Source organism: Modestobacter sp. DSM 44400 (assembly GCF_900107175.1).
In the GTDB taxonomy this organism is placed as follows: domain Bacteria; phylum Actinomycetota; class Actinomycetes; order Mycobacteriales; family Geodermatophilaceae; genus Modestobacter.
The window spans coordinates 21,731-38,686 of record NZ_FNOZ01000024.1; the positions used below are offsets into that span (position 1 = coordinate 21,731).

Sequence of the window (16,956 nt, forward strand, 5' to 3'; positions counted from 1 at the left end):
AGATCGCGGATCATCGGTCTCCCCCCAGGGAGGAAGCGTCGGTGGACACGCCGGCGGTGGACTCGGTGGAGGCCCCGCCGTAGGCGTTGGTGCCGGCGGTCGCGCGGTCGCCGCCGTCCCCGCCGGTGTGGATGGCCCGCCAGACCCGTTCGGGGGTCAGCGGCATCCGGATGTCGGTCACGCCGAGGTGCCGGACGGCGTCCAGCGCGGCGTTGACCACCGCCGGGGTGCTCGCGATGCAGCCGGCCTCCCCGACGCCCTTGGCGCCCAGCGGGTTGCCCGGCGCTGGGTGCACGGTGTTGCCGGTGTCGAAGTGCGGCAGGTCCGCGGCCGAGGGCAGCAGGTAGTCCACGAAGGTGCCGGTGGTCAGGTTGCCCTCGGCGTCGTAGATCGCCTCCTCGTAGAGCGCCTGGGAGATGCCCTGCGCCAGGCCGCCGTGCATCTGGCCCTCGACGATCATCGGGTTGACGATCGTGCCGACGTCGTCCACGCAGGCGTACTTGCGGATCTTCACGAACCCGGTGTCGGTGTCGACCTCCATGGCGCAGATGTGCGTGCCGTGGGGGAAGGAGAAGTTCACCGGGTCGAACGTCGCCTCGGCGTCGATCGAGGGCTCGATGCCCTCCGGGTAGTTGTGCGCGGCGAAGACCGCGAGCGCGACCTCCTGAATGCCGACCCCGGTGCCCGGCGTCCCCTTGACGGAGAACGTGCCGCCGGTGAACTCGAGGTCGTCCTCGCTGGCCTCGAGCAGGTGGGCGGCGATCCTCCGGGCCTTGGCGACGACCTTCTCCGCGGCCTTCACGACGGCGGTGCCGCCGACCACCAGCGACCGGGAGCCGTAGGTGTCCATGCCCCGGGGGGAGATCGCGGTGTCGCCGTGCAGCACCTCGACGTCCTCGAAGGGCACGCCGAGCTGATCGGCGACGATCTGGCTCCACGCCGTCTCGTGGCCCTGCCCGTGCGGGGTGGACCCGGTGACGACCTCGACCTTGCCGGTGGGCAGCATCCGGATCGAGGCGGACTCCCAGCCACCGGCGCCGTAGGACAGCGAGCCGAGCACCCGGGAGGGGGCCAGCCCGCACATCTCAGTGAAGGTGGAGAAGCCGATGCCCAGCTGGACCGGGTCGTTCGACTCGCGGCGCCGCTGCTGCTCGGCCCGCAGCTCGTCGTAGCCGACCAGCTCCAGCGCCTGGTCCGTCGCCGCGCCGTAGTCACCGCTGTCGTACTCGAGGCCCGCCACGGTGGTGAACGGGAACTCCTCGGCGTTGATCCAGTTCTTCCGGCGCAGCTCGAGGGGGTCCATACCGAGCTCGACGGCGAGTTCGTCCATGATCCGCTCGATGGCGAACGTGGCCTCCGGCCGGCCCGCCCCGCGGTAGGCGTCGGTAGGCACCTTGTTGGTGAAGACGCCGTCGCACTCGAACCGGTAGGCCGGGAACTTGTAGATGCCCGGGAACATGAACGCGCCCAGCGCGGGCACCCCGGGCGTGATCAGCCGCAGGTAGGCGCCCATGCCGGCCAGCAGCCGGACCCGCAGCCCCTTGAGGTTGCCCTCGCGGTCCGCGGCGACGTCGATGAACTGGACCTGGTCGCGGCCGTGGTGGGCGGCCATCAGCGACTCGCTGCGGGTCTCGGTCCACTTGACCGGCTTGCCCAGCCGGCGGGCGATCAGGAGGGCGAGCACCTCCTCCGGGCAGACCTGCAGCTTGCCGCCGAAGCCGCCGCCCACGTCGGGGGCGATGACCCGCAGCTTGTGCTCCGGAATGCCGGTGACCATCGCGAGCATGACGCGCAGGACGTGCGGGATCTGGGTGGCCGACCACATCGTGAAGTTGTCGCCCTGCGGCTGGACGACGACCGAGCGGGGTTCCATGAACGCCGGGATGAGTCGCTGCTGGACGAACCGGCGGCTCACGGTGACCTCGGCGTCGGCGAACGCCTGGTCGGTGTCGGCCCCGGTGCCGGCCTCGCCGGCGTCGAAGACGAAGTGGTAGCTGGTGTTGGACGAGGTGTGCGAGTGGACCAGGTCGGCGCCCTCCTGAACGGCCTCCTCCATGTCCAGCACCACCGGCAGCGACTCGTAGTCGATGTCGATCGCCTCGAGGGCGTCGGCTGCCGCGCTGCGGCTGCGGGCGACGACGACCGCGACGGCCTCGCCGACGTGGTTGACCTGGTCGACGGCGACGCTCGGGTGCCCGGGGTTGACCATGTCGGCAGTGACCGGCCAGGCACAGGGGATGGAGCCCTGCTCCTCGGCGAAGTCCTGACCGGTGTAGACGGCCACCACGTTCGGGCGCTGCTGTGCGGCGCTCACGTCGAGGTGGGAGATGCGGGCGTGCGCCACGGGGCTGCGCAGCACCGACAGGTGCAGCATCCCGGGCAGGACCATGTTGTCGGTCCAGGTGGTCGCCCCGGTGATCAGCCGGGCATCCTCCTTGCGCAGGCGCGCCTGGCCGACCTGGTTGGCCGGAGCCTCGGGGGCGGTGGTGCTGGTCGGGTCCTCGACGGCGGTCATGCCCGGGCCACCGCCTCGGCGGGGGCGGAAGCGGTGCCGGTGCCGCGCATCTCGGCGGCCGCCTGCTGCACGGCCCGCACGATGTTCTGATAGCCGGTACAGCGGCAGAGGTTGCCCTCGATGCCCTCGCGGACCTCGTCGTCGCTGGGGTCCGGGTTGTCACCGACCAGGTCGATCGAGGCCATGATCATCCCGGGGGTGCAGAAGCCGCACTGCAGGCCGTGCATCTCGTGGAAGGCCTTCTGCATCGGGTGCAGGGTGCCGCCGTCGGCGATCCCCTCGATGGTGGTGACCGTCCCGCCGTCGGCCTGGACGGCCAGCACGGTGCACGACTTCACGGCCTCGCCGTCCAGGTGGACGGTGCAGGCGCCGCAGTTGCTGGTGTCGCACCCCACGACCGTGCCGACCTTCCCCAGGCCTTCCCGTAGGTAGTGGACCAACAGGGTCCGCGGCTCGACGTCGTCCGAGTAGGACGTCCCGTCGACCCGCACGTTGATCTGGGTCACGTGTCCTCCGCTTCGTTGCTTCGGCTGCGCACTGCGGTTCTCCCGCAGGTCTGCACGCAGTGTGACAACGGACACAAGTGTTAGGCCACGCTTACCTGATGGTCGTGGGATCGCGCTCCGCTTGGGCGGAGTCCGAGCGGGCCGGTTTCCGCTCGCGCGGAGAACCGACCGCTTTCCGCCCGCAGCTTATGGGGATGTCAACGTTGCACCCCGTTGCAGCGAGGGGCAGAAGTGCCTCGGCCGTCCGGCCCGAGAGCGGCCACAGTCCCTGCCGTGCACACGCCCCCCGGTCCGCCCGCCGAGCTGCTGAGGGTGCGTCTCGTCCTGCGGTTGATCACCCATGCGGACGTCGCCGCCGTCGTCGAGGGGCGGCGGCCGCCCGGCTGGGCAGCCGGCTTCCCGGCGCCCGGCGATGTCGAGATCGCCGGGTTGCTGACCCGGATCGGGGTGGTCGGCGGGGTCGGCTACGGGGGCGTCGAGTCGCGCCGCCGCCGTGGGTACGCGACCTTGACGTTCGAGATCGCCGCACCGGACTGAGCAGGTCTGCCGACACTCGTGCTCTACGTCCGTAGCGGACTCAGCGCACGAGCGTCCAGCACGGCACGGCAGCGCTGGTCACCGACCGTCCTACGCCGGCCGGTTCCATCCGGTCCTTGGCTCGAGGTGGAAGCCGCTCCGCACGAGGTTGCGTGCACTGGGCGATCCCGGTGCGGCGGTCGCCGTGGCCGCCACCGCACCGGCACAGCGGGCGGCCCGCAGCCGGTGCCCCAGAAGAGCTGCCTGGACGCCGCAGCCACGGTGGTGCGGCAGGGTCGCGGCTCCGCCGAGGACCGCCGTCCGCCCGTGCACGGACATGGCCGCCGCTCCGACCGGCTTCCCGTCGGCCCATGCCGTGAAGCAGCGGACGGCGCCGGCAGAGTGCTCCGCCCGCAGGAACCGTTGGACCTCGACCGGTGTCGCATACCCGGCGATCAACACATCGAGGAACGCCATCCGCTCGTCGGCGGAGCGCATCTCGATCACGGTGGGACGGCCCGGGCTCGGCTCGCTCGGACGGTCGGCGATCGAAGTCAGATCCACCCAGGCGATCGGCCGTCGTCCCCCGTCCGAGAAGCCCAACGCACGTAGCCGTTCTGCCAGCCGCGGCGTCAGCGGACCCGTCACCACACTGGGCGACGGCAGGCCAGCGGCGTGGAGCCCGTCGAGCACAGCGGGGAGTCCCGATGCAGAGGCCGCGCCGAACCCGGTCACCGCGTTGAGGAAGCTCAGCTGCGGCGACGTCGTCGCCACCACGCGGAGCCCGTCGACCTGCCATGCTCGGAAGTCGCCCGGTAGATCCGATGCGGAAGCGGCTGCGCAGGCGAGCCGCGCACGTCCGTGCACGCTCCGTTCAGCATCGGCGAGGTCCACGCCTTCATCATGGCCGCGTCCCGCCGGGGCACCCGCCGACCGCGGCGGTGGTCTCGGTCGAGGGCGGTCGGCACCGGGAGTGCGGCGTCCGGGTCAAGTCCGGCGCTCCGGATGCCGACGTTGTGAGGGGACCGGCGATCGAGCGGAGGAGAGTGCATGGCCAGCACCGGTGCACTGCACGGACGCCGGGGCGGGCTCGCCCTTGCCATGTCCGCCATCGCGCTGCTGTCGGCGTGCACGCCCGCCACCCCGCCGGTCCAGGTCACCGCGGCCACGGCCGCCATGCCCGCCACGCCCGCCACGCCCTGGACCGATGCCGCCCCCCGCCCGGCCACCGTCTACCCCGACCTGCCGGTCGCGCCCGTTGCGACCGGTGGGCTACAGGTCCCGCAGCCGCCGCGGCCCACCCGGGTCAACCGCGTCCCCATGCCGATGGCCGCCGTCGGCACCGCGCCCAGCTACACCCCGCCGACCGCGAGCTGCGGCGGCTACAGCTCACCTCGCCGGATCGTCCCGGGGACCGTTCCGGGCGCCGGGTCGGCCACCGTCACCTGGATGGCCGACAGCTCCCCTGCGGTACAGGGCTACCGGGTGTCGGCGGTGAGCCAGGTGCTCGTGACCGGCGTGCAGCCCGCGCCGCTGCAGCAGACGGTCGCCCAGCCCGGGGGCTGCGTGCCGATCACCCTCACCATGACCGGCCTGACGGACGGGACGCCCTACGTGTTCTGGATGGAGGAGCAGGTGCTGGACTCCCGGACCGGCGCCGTCCGCTTCGTGCAGGTGGGCACCTCCGAGGCCGTGGTCATCGGCGGCTGACGCCCCGGCGAGCGCACCGCAGCCGCTGCGCCTGCGCCGCGGCGACCGTCCGCCGGGACGCGCCGGCCGGCAGCAGGGCCAGGCAGGCCTGCCAGACGGCCAGATCGTCGGCCGCCTCGGGCAGCTCGCTGTAACGGACCAGCAGGTCGGGACGCCCGCTGACCAGCACCGCCGACCGGACCAGGCCGGCCAGCCGCGCCCGGGCCGCCCGGACGCCGGGGGCCGTCGAGCCGGGCAGCAGCGCACCCCGGTACCGGTCCAGCGCCGAGCTCAGCGCACCGCGGGCGACCAGCCGGCGCACCTCCTCCGCGTCGGTCTGCACGGGCCCGAGCAGCCGGTAGGGCCGCGAGCCGACCAGCTCGTCGCCCACCAGCCGGCGCAGCCGGGACAGCTCGGCGCGCACCGTCACCGCCGCGGCGTCCCCGGCGTGGCACTCGACTGCCAGCTGCTCCGCCGTCCGCCCCTCCCCCGTGGCCGCCGCCTCGGCCAGCAGCACGAGCAGCTCCGAGTGCCGCAGCGACAGCTCCTGCGCGCCGGCGGCCGTGGTCAGCCGGGCCCGGTCGCGGCCCAGCACCTCCAGCACCGGAACGGCGCGGCGCTCGGCGACCGGCGGCCGGCCGCGGCGCGACCCCTGGTCGCGGTGCAGCCAGCGGAGCTCGGACTCCGCGGCGGCGGCGGTGGCCCGCACCAGGGTGAGCACGTACGGGCTGGCCACGTGGTCGCCGCCGGTGACGTCGATGGCGCCGAGCAGGGCGCCGGTGAGCGGATCGTGCACCGGAGCGGCCGAGCAGCTCCACGGCTGGACCGGACGGCGGTAGTGCTCGCTACCGTAGATCTGGACGGCGTGGTCGAGCGCCAGCGCGGTGCCCGGCGCGTTGGTCCCCGCGACGTCCTCACCCCAGGAGGCGCCCTCCACGAAGTGCATCCCGGCGGCCCGGTCCCGCAGCCGGGCGTCCCCCTCCACCCAGAGCATCCGACCCGCGGCGTCGGTGACCGCGACGATCATCTGGTCGACCTCGGCGTCGGCCACCAGCAGCCCGCGGATCACCGGCATGACCGCGGCGAGCGGGTGGGCCGCCCGATAGGCGGCGAGGTCGTCGTCGAGCAGGTCGACCGGGGGCGGGGCGCCGTCCGGGTCGACGCCGCTGCCCAGCGAGCGCCGCCAGGAGTCCCACACGACCGACCGCACGCGGCTCCCCGAGGGGGCGTCGACCCGGGTGACGAGCGCTTCGTGCGCTGCCCGCAGGCGCCGGGTGAGCACCGGGCTCGGGCCGCCGTCGGGCAGCGCGAGCCACGGGTTCATCGTCGACACGGCGCAGGCTCCCCGGGGCTGAGGGTCATCGTGGCCCCATCGTGACGGCTGTCACGGGATCGCGCCAGCAAATCGGGCGCAGCCGACCGGGAACTCGGCGGGATCGGCGCCCAGGTCGGTGGTTCCCGTCCAGACGGGTCGGAGGTCCCCGACGTGCCCGGGAGGGGCAATCACCTGGACCTCCTGCGCCGCGCCGGACAGCGAGATGAGGTGCTGGTCGGGGGCCAGCGGCCGTTCGGCACCGGTGCTTCCGCCGCCCGGTGTGCCGGTCAGCCAGTGCGCGGTCGAGGCCAGCGACAGCTCCACCGACCGGGCCGGCTCGCCACGCACCGACCCGGCCAGGGCGAGCAGGATCGCGGCCGCGGCCAGGTACCCGGTGGCGTGGTCGAGCACCTGGGCCGGCAGCACGCCCGGCGCACCGGCGGAGCCCTCGGCGTCGGCGATCCCGGTGGCGCACTGCACCAGCGAGTCGAACCCTCGCCGCCCGGCCCACGGCCCGGTGGGCCCCCACGCGGACAGCGTCGCCACGATGAGGTGCGGGTGCCGGACGGCGAGGGAGCCGGCGTCCAGCCCGAAGCGGGCCAGCGCACCGGGCCGGTAGCCCTGTACGACGACGTCGGCGGCGGCGAGGAGCCGCTCCAGCCGGACGGTGTCGGCGAGGTCGAGGGTGGCGCTGGCCTTGCCGGGCAGGGTGTCCACGGCATGGGCGGGCAGCTCGGGCAGTCGCGGGCTGTCCAGCCGGAGCACCTGCGCGCCCCAGGCGGCCAGCGTCCGCGTGGCCACCGGTCCGGCGATCACCCGGGTGAGGTCGAGCACCCGAACGCCCTCGGCCGCCCGGCCCGGCCCGAGCGGGCGCGCCGCCCCGGTTCCCGGGCAGGCCCTGGCCAGCGGCCGGGCCGCCACCGCCCGGCTCTGCGGGTGCGCGAGCCATTCGGCCCGGGTGCGAACGGCGGCACCCAGACCACCTGCGTCGGCCAGCGCGTCCTCGAGGTCGGCGCCGCGCCAGGTGCGCACCGCCGCGGCCACGGCGTCCGGGTCGTCCGCGCAGCCGAGCACCTGCAGCGCCCGTTCCTGGTGCCAGGCGTAGTTGGCGTGCAGCCGCAGCCAGCCGTCGCCGGTGGCCCAGAACCGGGACAGCGGCGCGAAGAGGTCCGTCGCGGCCGTGCCGCCGCGGCGCGCGTACCGCTCGCTGCGCGCGGCCATCGCCACGTGCTCGACGTCGAGGTCCACCGGCGGGACGGCCGAGCCGCAGCGAGCCGCGTCCAGCACGGCGGCGGCCAGGGTCGAGGCGCCGACGGCGGCGACCATCGCCGGCAGCGCCGGCTGGGTGGAGGGCAGCAGCCCGGCTGGGTCCCCCGTCGTCCGGACGTGGTGGGGCAGCTCGGGCGCGCCACCGAGCGAGGCCCAGGCAAGGTCCAGCAGGGCGCGAGTGGGCTCGGCGGGCGCTCCGGTCACGCCCGGACCGTAGGCCCTCCGGCGGTCAGACTGTCTCGGGGTCGACGTCGGGCAGCTGTCCGGGGCGGACCACCAGCACGAGGGCGAGGATGGCCAGCGCCAGGGCGGAGACGATCACCGCGCCCATGGCGACCGCGTCGTTGCCCAGCAGCCCGACGACCGGCGCGACCAGGGCGCCGACCCCGAACTGGATCGCGCCGAGCAGGGCGGCGGCGGTGCCGGCGGCGTCCCCGTGCCGGGACAGCGCCAGCGCCGGGGCGTTCGGCAGCGCCACGCCGGAGGCGGCGAGCACCGCCCAGAGCGGGCCGGCCACTCCGAACAGGCCACCGGTGCCGGTGGCGGCCAGCACCAGCAGGACCCCTCCGGAGAGCGCGCCGGCGACGGTGGCCCAGAGCAGCAGCTGCTGAGGCTGCCAGCGGCGCAGCAGCACCGGATTGAGCTGGGTGGCGCCGATGAGGAACACCGCGCCGGCGCCGAAGAACAGGGCGAACTGCTGCTCGTCGAGCCCGAACTCCTCCTGGTAGACGAACGAGGAGCCGGACACGTAGCTGAACAGCCCGGCCATGGTCAGGCCGGCGACGGCCACCAGGCCGACGAAGGTGCGGTCGTGCAGCAGCTCGCCGTAGCTGCGCAGGGTGCCGCGCACGCCGGTGCTGCGGCGCCGCTCCGGGGGCAGCGTCTCGCGCAGGGTGAGCGCACCGCCGACGAGCAGCAGCACCCCGTACAACGCCAGGACGGCGAAGACGCCGCGCCAGGAGGTGAAGCCCAGCACCGCCCCGCCCAGCGTGGGGGCGAGCACGGGGGCCGCACCGATGACCAGGAACAGCCGGGACAGCATCGTCGCCGCGGCACGGCCGTCGTAGAGGTCGCGGACGACGGCGATCGCGATGACCGCCCCGGCCGCGGCGCCGGCGCCCTGCACCAGTCGCAGCAGCCCGAGGACCGTGACGTTCGGCGCGAGGAGCACCAGCAGCGAGGCGAGCACGTGCAGCGCCGTGCCGGCGAGCAGCGGACGGCGCCGGCCCACCGCATCCGACAGCGGCCCGAGCACCAACTGGCCCAGCGCCAGGCCGATCAGCGTGCCGGTGAGGGTGAGCTGGACCGTCGAGGACGTGGTGGCCAGCTCGTCGGTGATCGTCGGCAGCGCCGGCAGGTACATGTCGATGGTCAGCGGCCCGAGCGCGACGAACGCGCCCAGGGTGAGCGCCGTTCGCAGTCGGCTGGGCGGGGCTGCGGCCGGGATCGGCTCGGCGACCCGGTCGGCGGTGGCGGACAGGACGGTGCGGTGCTCGTCGGTGGTGGTCACGGGTCCCCTCGGGCGTACATCGGTTCGGGGCCCACGCTGGCCATCGGCTGTACCGCTCCCAAGCTCGCAGTGCAGCCGGCCCATTCCCACCTGCCGATGGTTCTTGCCCTCGGCAGGCCTCAGAGCTTGGTCGTCCGGAGTACGCGCAGCCCGGCCCACGCGAGCGCGCCGACCCCGGCCACCACCCCACCCAGCGCAGTCAGCGACGCCGCGCGGGGCGTGGCGGGGCGTACCGAGTAGGCGGCCTCCGGGTGTTCCCCCGGCGCAGCGGGGTCACCGTGGAGCGCCGCGGCCAGCATCTCGGCCAGGTGCACCGCCTGCCGTCCACCGGAGTCGCCCTGCTCGATCTGAATGCGGCAGCTGAACCCGTCGGCCAGCACGACATCGTCGTCGTCCGCGTCGCGCAGTGCGGGCAGCAGCGCCCGCTCGGCGCAGGCGATGGAGACGTCGTAGTGGCCTGCCTCGAAGCCGAAGTTGCCGGCCAGCCCGCAGCATCCGGAGTCGAGCACCTGGACGTCGACGCCCATCCGTTCCATCAGCTCGACATCGCGATCGAAGCCCATCACCGCGTGCTGATGGCAGTGCGTCTGCACCAGCGCACGCCGGTCCAGCTGCGGCGGAGACCAGCCCGGGGTGTGCTCGGTCAGCAGCTCGGCCAGGGTGACCGTCTGGTCCCGCAGCCGCTGCACATCGTGGTCGTTCGGAAAGAGTTCGGCGGCGTCGGCACGGAAGACGGCGGTGCAGGAGGGCTCGAGGCCGAGCACCAGCGTGCCGGCCTGCAGATGTGGCCGCAGCACGTCGACCGTGCGCTGCAGCACCCGCTTGGCGATGTCGAGCTGGCCGGTGGAGATCCAGGTCAGCCCGCAGCACAACGCGTCGGACGGGACGATGACCCGCCACCCGGCGTCCTCGAGCACGTCCACGGCGGCCTGGGCCAGGTGCGGGGACAAGGAGTTGCTGAAGGTGTCCGGCCAGAGCACGACCTCGCCGCGCGCCCCCGTGCCACGCGGACCTCGGTCGGCATACCAGGCCTGGAAGGTCTGGTCGGCGAACTGCGGGATGTCCCGCTCCGGTGCCACGCCGGCCAATCTCGTCGCCAGCCGGGAGAGCATCGGCGCCTGGGTGAGCGCGTTGACGACCTTCGGCGCCATTGTGGCCATTTTGGCCCACAGGGGCAGCCAGCCCATCGAGTAGTGCGCCACCGGCCGCAGCCGGCCGGCGTAGTGATGGGAGAGGAACTCGGCCTTGTAGGTGGCCATGTCCACGTTGACCGGGCAGTCGGTCTTGCAGCCCTTGCAGGCCAGGCACAGGTCGAGGGAATCGAGGACGGCGGTGGAGCGCCAGCCGTCGGGAATCGGGGAGTCCTCGTGTCCCTGCATCATCTCGAACAGCAGCCGGGCCCGGCCGCGGGTGGAGTGCTCCTCCTCGTGGGTGACCATGTAGCTGGGGCACATGACGCTGCCCTCGCTCTCGTGCCGCCGGCACTTGCCCACACCCACACAACGCCCGACCGCCTGGTCGAACGACCCGTCATCGTGCGGGTAGCCGAAATGGGTCTCGACGTTCCGCGGCGAGTAGTCCGCACCCAACCGCAGGTTCTCGTCGACCCGGTAGGGCGCCGTGACCTTGCCCGGGTTCATCCGGTCGTCCGGATCGAAGATCGCCTTGAACTGGCCGAACGCCTGGATCACCGCGTCGTCGTACATGATCGGCAGCAACTCGGCCCGGGATTGACCGTCACCGTGCTCGCCGGACAGCGATCCGCCGAGTGACACCACGAGCCGGGCAGCGCGCTGCACGAACTCGCGGAACCGCGCGATGCCGGCCGCCGTCACCAGGTCGAACGGAATCCGGGTGTGCACGCAGCCCTGACCGAAATGGCCGTAGACCGACGCCGCCGAGTACCCGAACTCGTCGTAGAGCTCCTCCAGGGCGCGCAGGTAGTCGCCCATCCGGTCCGGCGGGACGGCTGCGTCCTCCCAGCCCGACCACATGCTGGGCAGACCCGGCACCTGCGCGGTCGCACCCAGCGCCGCTTCGCGCAGTGCCCAGATCTGCTGCTGGTGCTGCGGGTCGTCGATCAGCGTCACCGTCGGGGCAGAGTCGAACGCCTTCGCTGACTCCCCGAACGCCTGCGCCGCGTCCGTCGCCTGCTCTGGGGTGTCGCCACCGAACTGCACCAGCAGCCATGCCGTGGGGCCCTCCGGCAGCAGACGCAGCGCATCGGGGTTGAGGTGCTTGACCCGCTGGTAGCGGATCGCCTTGTCGTCGAAGCCCTCCAGCGCGATGGGCTGGTGTGCGACGACGGCCGGCACGTCATCGCCGCTGGCGCCGAGGTCGGGGTACCCCAACAGCACCGACGAGTACGCGGGCACCACCGGCACCAGCCGCAGCGTTGCCCGCAGAACCACCACGCAGGTGCTCTCCGAGCCGACCAGGGCCTGGGCGAGGTCGAACTGCTTCTCCGGCAGCAGCGAGTCGAGGTTGTAGCCCGATACCCGTCGGGGGATCCGCGGGTAGCCGCGCCGGACGTCCTCGGCGTACCGGTCGCGCAGTGCCCGCAACTGCCGGTACACCTCCCCGCGTCGGCCGCCGTCCTGCACGATCCGCGCGTACTCCTCGTCGGAGGTGGCGCTCACCGTCATCCGGGTGCCGTCGTAGAGCAGCACGTCGAGGGAGACGACGTTGTCCACGACCTTGCCGGTGCGCTGGGCAGTCGCTCCGCAGGAGTTGTTGCCGATCATCCCTCCGACGGTGCAGTGGTTGTGCGTGGCCGGCTTGGGGCCGAACTCCAGCCCGTGCTCGGCCAGTTGTCCGTTGAGCAGGTCGAGCACGATGCCCGGCTCCACCACGCAGGTCCGCGTCTGCGGATCGACCGAGACCAGCCTGGTGCAGTACTTGGAGAAGTCCAGCACGACGGCGGTGTTGGTGCATTCCCCCGCCAGGCTGGTGCCGCCTCCGCGGGAGAGCACCGGCGCGCCGTGTTCCCGGCACACTGCGACCGCCTCGGCCGCTGCCTCGACCGTGCGTGGGACGACGACGCCGATCGGCACCTGGCGGTAGTTGGAGGCGTCGGTGGAGTAGGCGCCGCGGGAACCGGCGTCGAACCGGACCTCGCCGTCCACCCGGGCGGCGAGGTCTCGCTCCAGCGCGCTCACGTCGACGCCGCCGGCCGGGTCGGCCGGCCGGACGACCGGCCCGGGCAGGTCGACCGTGGTCATGAGGTGAACTGGTACGTGGTCTTCGCGGGCATCGGCACCGACCCCTTCGAGGACGTGGTGCCGGGCAGTGACGTGACGATCGGCGCGGCGAGCGCGTCGGCGAGCGCCACGACCCCGTCCCGGACATGCGGGGGCCCTGTGTCCACCCCCCACGCGATCCGGCGCTTGACCAGCGATTCGCCGACGGTCGCCTTCACAGGACTCCTTCACCACGACAGGGACGCCGAGGACGGGGCACCGACGCCAACCTGCCGGGCGCCTACCCGCTGCCCGTCGCGTCAACCGGCCAGGCTCCGGCGAGCTGGCAAATCCGACGGCCGCCCGCCGGATCGGATGCCATACCGCTCGCCTCCTCCGCTCCGCGCCGCACCGGAACACAGGCGATGGCACTCGGCACCTCGACCGCCTGCGCCGCAGCGGCCCTCGCACAGGCGCGCAAGGCCAGGCCGCTCATCCAGCTCGGGAACCCAGGGGTGCGGTCCGGGGCACCGACGCCCTGCGGCCGCCGCAGCAGCCCGAGGACGCCGTCGCCTGTCGTCGGTGATCGCCGACAGGTTCAGACCTTGCCCGGCCCCGCGGGCAGCAGCGCCCGGACGTCGCGGGCCCGCAGCGCTCCCCACCACAGCCCGGCGCCGTAGCCGAGGTCCTCCAGCCGCCGGCCCGCGGTGAACGAGACCGGCCCGATCGCCCGGCGCCGCGGCCACCAGGCGAGGGCCGCGTCGGCGACCGCGACCGCCGCGGTCAGCCGCCGCGCGCGCCGGGAGACCAGTGCGAGCGCCAGCGTGAGAGGCCAGTGGTGCCGGGTCGCCGCACGGGCCAGCGTCCGGCCGGAGGCCGCCGTCCCGCGCAGCACGAGGCCTGCGGCCAGCCCGGCCGGTGGGCGCCCACCGGCCGGGGTGAGTCGCCGGGCGAGCCGGGCGGTCGCTCCGGCGAGCACCGCGGCGGCGGCCGGCGGGCCCAGCCGGGACGGCGCCAGCACCAGTCCCCAGGCGACCGCGGACCACGACGAGATGACGATCGGCGCCACCGCCGCGCCGTGGCGCTGGGCGAGCCGCGCGGCGCCGGTGCCGTAGAAGGCGCGTCGGCACAACCACTCCCCCGGCCGCGTCCGGTGGTCGTGCGCCACCTCGGCCGCCGGCTCGTAGCGCACCCGCCAGCCCGCCGCGACCAGCCGCCAGACCAGGTCGACGTCCTCGGCGACCGGCATCCCGTCGTCGAAACCGTCGCCCAGCGCGCTGCGGCGGGCCAGCAGGGCAGCGCTCGGCAGGTAGGAGACGGCGCTGCGCGGTGCGACCGCCGCGGGCTGTGCTCCCATGTCCAGCGCGCTGGCGACCTGCTCGTACCGGCCCACCCAGCCCGGCGCCCCGGCGGCCAGCGCGGTGATCCGGGGGGCGACCACCGCCAGCCGCGGATCGGCCAGGTGCCCGGACAGCCGGTCCAGCCAGCCGGGAACGGGCACACAGTCGGAGTCGACGAAGGCGACCGCGGCGGTCCGCACCCGCCGCAGCCCGGCGTTGCGGGCGGCTGCCGGGCCGCGGGCGGAGTCGTAACGGACCAGTCCGGCACCACAGGCATGGGCCACCTCGGCCACCGCGGACGGTTCCGCGGAACCGTCGTCGACGACCACGACCGGGCAGCCCGCCGTCCCCGGATCGGCGCGCAGGGCGGCGAGCAGGCGGGCGAGGCCGGCGGTCCGGTCCTTGACCGGGATGACCACCGTGACGTCGGCGGGTGCGGCCGGGGGGAGATCCGGATGCGCCAGCCCGGCGTCGAGCAGCCGGGCGGCCAGTGCGGCGGTGCGCGCGTCGGTGACCACCAACCGGTCGCCGGTCAGCAGCGGCCGGGCCGCCGGAGCGAGCCGCATCAGCCGCTGCGGCGAGCCGCCGAGCAGCGCCGTCCCGCCGTCCCGCCGCCGGGTGCCCGGGTCGAGCCGGACGGCGAACCCGTCGGGCAGCCGGTCCGCCGGTGGGAGAGGGACGGTCATCCTCCGGCGAGCACCGCATTGGTCGTGGTGAGGGTGATCAGCGGGGCGTACAGCGCCATCGCCGCCAGCGCCCGGTCGGAGTCGGCGTCGCTGGCGCCGGCGCAGGCGTCGGTGACCACCCGGATGGCGACCCCGGCGTCGGCGGCCGGCAGCGCGGTGGACAGCACGCAGCAGTCGGTGGAGGCGCCGGCGAGCAGCACCGGGCCGGTGCCGACGAGCGCGGCGAGCTCCGCCCCCCACTTGCCGAACGTGGTGGTGGTGACCACCGGGTCGTCGCCAGGGTCGTCGACCAGCTCGTAGAGCGGCGCGTCAGGCGGCTGCAGGGCGAACGGCCACTGCGCGTAGTACCCGACCCAGGCGCCGGTCGGCTGCGCCGAGGCGACGAACCGGGTGTGCACCACCCGGCCGGCGAAGGCAGCGACCAGCCGGCGGATCCGCGGGTGGACCTCGGCGAAGCGGGGCGCCGCCCACGGCTGGCCGGGTTCGGCGAACACCCGCTGGACGTCGATGACGACCAGGACGCCGTCGGTCACGACGCGCCCGACTCCTGGGCCCGCACCGCACCCCGGCGCAGCAGCAGCGTCCCGGCGAAGCCGACCAGCAGCGCGACCAGGACGCCGAGGTTCGCGAAGGCCCAGCTGCCTTCCGTGCCGCCCAGCCCGAAGGGGCCGAGCAGGTAGCCCTGCCAGCCCAGCCAGCCGGCGTAGCCGTTGGTGACCAGGCCCCAGCCGAGCACCGTGCCGGCGAGCAGGAGCAGCAGCGGCACCGGCGGCACCGAGCCGTACCGGCCGCGGGGGTCGTAGAGCTCCGCCTCGGCGTAGTCGCGGCGGCGCAGCAGCAGGTCGGCGAGCATGACGCCGCACCAGGCGGCGACCGGGACGCCGAGGGTGATGAGGAAGCCCTGGAACTGGAAGAAGAAGTCGCCCTCGGCGACGAAGACGACCCAGATGGTGCCCAGCACCATCAGCACGCCGTCGACGCCGGCGGCGACCGGCCTGGTGATCCGCACGCCGGCCGACAGCAGCGCCAGGCCGGAGGAGTAGATGTCCAGCAGCGCGCCGCCGACCAGCCCGAGGACGGCGACGAGCGCGAACGGGACCAGGAACCAGGTCGGCAGCAGGCTGCCCAGGGCACCGATCGGGTCCAGCCCGATGGCCGCGGACAGCTCCGGCGACGACCCGGCCAGCAGCAGACCGACGACCAGCAGCACGACCGGGGCCAGCGCCGAGCCGAACGTCGTCCAGCCGACGACGCCACGGGTGGAGGCCGTGCGCGGCAGGTAGCGGGAGTAGTCGGCGGCGGCGTTGACCCAGCCGAACCCGTAGCCGGTCATCACGAACACCAGCGCCCCGACGAACACCGCGGTCGAGCCGGCCGGGATCGCGCTGACCGCCGACCAGTCGATCTCGTCGGCCACCAGGGCCAGGTAGGCGACGGTCAGCACGCCGGTGACCACGGTGATGACCGCCTGCATGCGCATGATCAGGTCGAAGCCGAGGACGCCGCCGACGACCACCAGCGCCGCGACCACCAGCAACGCGACCACCTGCGTCGCCGTCCCGCCGCCCCAGCCCAGCCGCGTGAAGACGGTGGCCGTGGCCAGCGTCGCCAGCGAGGTCAGCACCGTCTCCCAGCCGACGGTCAGCACCCACGACAGGACGGCGGGCACCCGGCCGCCGTTCACCCCGAACGCGGCCCGGCTGAGCACCAGGGTGGGGGCCGAGCCGCGCTTGCCGGCGATGGCGATGAACCCGCAGAACAGGAAGCTGACGACGATCCCGACAGCGCCGGCGATCGTGGCCTGCCAGAGGGAGATGCCGAAGCCGAGGGTGAACGAGCCGTACCCCAGGCCCAGCACGCTGACGTTGGCGCCGAACCACGGCCAGAACAGCGACCGCGGCGTGCCCTTGCGCTCGCTCTCGGCAATGACGTTGATGCCGTTGGTCTCGACGGACCCCCGGGACGTGCTGGTCGACGCCGGAGGACCGGCGTCCCCGATGTAGGTGTGCGCCATCTGGCCGTGTCCTCCTCGCGCGGTCCGGGTACCTCCCCGCTGCAGCGGGACCTTAACGGCGACCGGGGACGACGACGGCCGCCGTCGCCGACCTCCGTGCGCCGATGCATCGACAGCCGAGGTATCGAGGGGCCGCGTCCGGCGCATGGCGTCCCGCCCGCTCACCGAACCGGCGTTCTTCGTGCTCGCGCCGTGGCCGACCAGTCGCGGCACGGGTACGGCGTGTCGGAGAGGTGGAGGAGCTGTCCGACGGCCGCGTGACCCTGCGCGTCGGCACCCTCTACGGCGTGCTCGACCGACTGGTCGCCGAGGCAGCGTCGAGCCCGACCGCGAGGAGGTGCACGCCGGCCGCGTGCGCCGCTACTACCGGCTCACCGGCGCTGGGCGCTCGGCCCTCGAGGCACGGGGTCCAGCGAC

Annotated in this window: 13 protein-coding genes; 2 read left to right on the top strand and 11 right to left on the bottom strand. The window is 74.0% G+C overall.

Annotated features, from left to right (window positions below; translation table 11 throughout):
- Nucleotides 1-10: 10 nt before the first annotated feature.
- Nucleotides 11-2,515 carry a xanthine dehydrogenase family protein molybdopterin-binding subunit gene (locus tag BLW04_RS15145; protein WP_091542898.1) on the bottom strand — a complete coding sequence of 835 codons (2,505 nt, stop codon included), beginning with the start codon at nt 2,513-2,515 and terminating at the stop codon, nt 11-13.
- Nucleotides 2,512-3,021: a (2Fe-2S)-binding protein gene (locus BLW04_RS15150; protein WP_091542901.1), complete on the bottom strand. Its 510-nt coding sequence runs from the start codon at nt 3,019-3,021 to the stop codon at nt 2,512-2,514. Before BLW04_RS15150 ends, BLW04_RS15145 begins: the two co-directional genes overlap by 4 nt.
- Nucleotides 3,022-3,294: 273 nt before the next feature.
- On the opposite strand from BLW04_RS15150, the gene BLW04_RS15155 reads away from it, so the two are divergent.
- The gene (locus tag BLW04_RS15155; protein WP_091542903.1) at nt 3,295-3,558 is read left to right on the top strand and encodes a hypothetical protein; all 264 of its coding nucleotides are present in this window, start codon (nt 3,295-3,297) and stop codon (nt 3,556-3,558) included.
- Between the two features lie 90 nt (nt 3,559-3,648).
- Here BLW04_RS15155 and BLW04_RS25965 read toward each other — a convergent pair whose 3' ends face one another.
- Nucleotides 3,649-4,035 (bottom strand): GNAT family N-acetyltransferase, encoded by a 387-nt coding sequence (locus BLW04_RS25965; RefSeq protein ID WP_139306858.1) that lies wholly within the window; start codon nt 4,033-4,035, stop codon nt 3,649-3,651.
- Between the two features lie 552 nt (nt 4,036-4,587).
- Between BLW04_RS25965 and BLW04_RS15165 the strand changes: the two genes are divergently transcribed.
- Nucleotides 4,588-5,247, top strand: a complete 660-nt coding sequence (locus BLW04_RS15165) for a hypothetical protein (protein WP_091542908.1) — start codon at nt 4,588-4,590, stop codon at nt 5,245-5,247.
- On the opposite strand, the gene BLW04_RS15170 is transcribed toward BLW04_RS15165, so the two are convergent.
- The 8 genes from BLW04_RS15170 to BLW04_RS15205 form a co-directional block, all read right to left on the bottom strand.
- Complete coding sequence (locus BLW04_RS15170; RefSeq protein WP_091542911.1) at nt 5,234-6,550, bottom strand: sigma-54-dependent transcriptional regulator family protein; 1,317 nt, start codon at nt 6,548-6,550, stop codon at nt 5,234-5,236. The two genes, BLW04_RS15165 and BLW04_RS15170, sit on opposite strands and share 14 nt — an antisense overlap.
- A gap of 60 nt (nt 6,551-6,610) precedes the next feature.
- Nucleotides 6,611-8,014: a CoA transferase gene (locus BLW04_RS29325; protein ID WP_217631058.1), complete on the bottom strand. Its 1,404-nt coding sequence runs from the start codon at nt 8,012-8,014 to the stop codon at nt 6,611-6,613.
- 25 nt (nt 8,015-8,039) lie between these two features.
- Complete coding sequence (locus BLW04_RS15180) at nt 8,040-9,320, bottom strand: multidrug effflux MFS transporter (RefSeq protein ID WP_254781602.1); 1,281 nt, start codon at nt 9,318-9,320, stop codon at nt 8,040-8,042.
- Between the two features lie 119 nt (nt 9,321-9,439).
- Nucleotides 9,440-12,541, bottom strand: coding sequence for an FAD-binding and (Fe-S)-binding domain-containing protein (locus tag BLW04_RS15185; protein ID WP_091542915.1), 3,102 nt, complete (start codon nt 12,539-12,541; stop codon nt 9,440-9,442).
- Nucleotides 12,538-12,738 carry a hypothetical protein gene (locus tag BLW04_RS15190; RefSeq protein WP_091542917.1) on the bottom strand — a complete coding sequence of 67 codons (201 nt, stop codon included), beginning with the start codon at nt 12,736-12,738 and terminating at the stop codon, nt 12,538-12,540. The genes BLW04_RS15185 and BLW04_RS15190 overlap by 4 nt, the downstream gene beginning before the upstream one ends.
- 359 nt (nt 12,739-13,097) lie before the next feature.
- Nucleotides 13,098-14,525 carry a mycofactocin biosynthesis glycosyltransferase MftF gene (gene mftF, locus BLW04_RS15195; protein ID WP_091542919.1) on the bottom strand — a complete coding sequence of 476 codons (1,428 nt, stop codon included), beginning with the start codon at nt 14,523-14,525 and terminating at the stop codon, nt 13,098-13,100.
- Nucleotides 14,522-15,058 (bottom strand): cysteine hydrolase family protein, encoded by a 537-nt coding sequence (locus tag BLW04_RS15200; RefSeq protein WP_091542920.1) that lies wholly within the window; start codon nt 15,056-15,058, stop codon nt 14,522-14,524. Before BLW04_RS15200 ends, mftF begins: the two co-directional genes overlap by 4 nt.
- The gene (locus BLW04_RS15205; RefSeq protein WP_091542922.1) at nt 15,055-16,539 is read right to left on the bottom strand and encodes a purine-cytosine permease family protein; all 1,485 of its coding nucleotides are present in this window, start codon (nt 16,537-16,539) and stop codon (nt 15,055-15,057) included. Before BLW04_RS15205 ends, BLW04_RS15200 begins: the two co-directional genes overlap by 4 nt.
- Nucleotides 16,540-16,956 lie beyond the last annotated feature (417 nt).

Excerpts from the sequence above, each read along its gene's own strand:
- BLW04_RS15145 (WP_091542898.1), bottom strand. The coding sequence starts at position 2,515 with ATGACCGCCGTCGAGGACCCGACCAGCACCACCGCCCCCGAGGCTCCG.
- BLW04_RS25965 (WP_139306858.1), bottom strand. The coding sequence starts at position 4,035 with ATGCGCTCCGCCGACGAGCGGATGGCGTTCCTCGATGTGTTGATCGCC.
- BLW04_RS15165 (WP_091542908.1), top strand. The coding sequence starts at position 4,588 with ATGGCCAGCACCGGTGCACTGCACGGACGCCGGGGCGGGCTCGCCCTT.
- BLW04_RS15170 (WP_091542911.1), bottom strand. The coding sequence starts at position 6,550 with ATGAACCCGTGGCTCGCGCTGCCCGACGGCGGCCCGAGCCCGGTGCTC.
- BLW04_RS15185 (WP_091542915.1), bottom strand. The coding sequence starts at position 12,541 with ATGACCACGGTCGACCTGCCCGGGCCGGTCGTCCGGCCGGCCGACCCG.
- mftF (WP_091542919.1), bottom strand. The coding sequence starts at position 14,525 with ATGACCGTCCCTCTCCCACCGGCGGACCGGCTGCCCGACGGGTTCGCC.
- BLW04_RS15205 (WP_091542922.1), bottom strand. The coding sequence starts at position 16,539 with ATGGCGCACACCTACATCGGGGACGCCGGTCCTCCGGCGTCGACCAGC.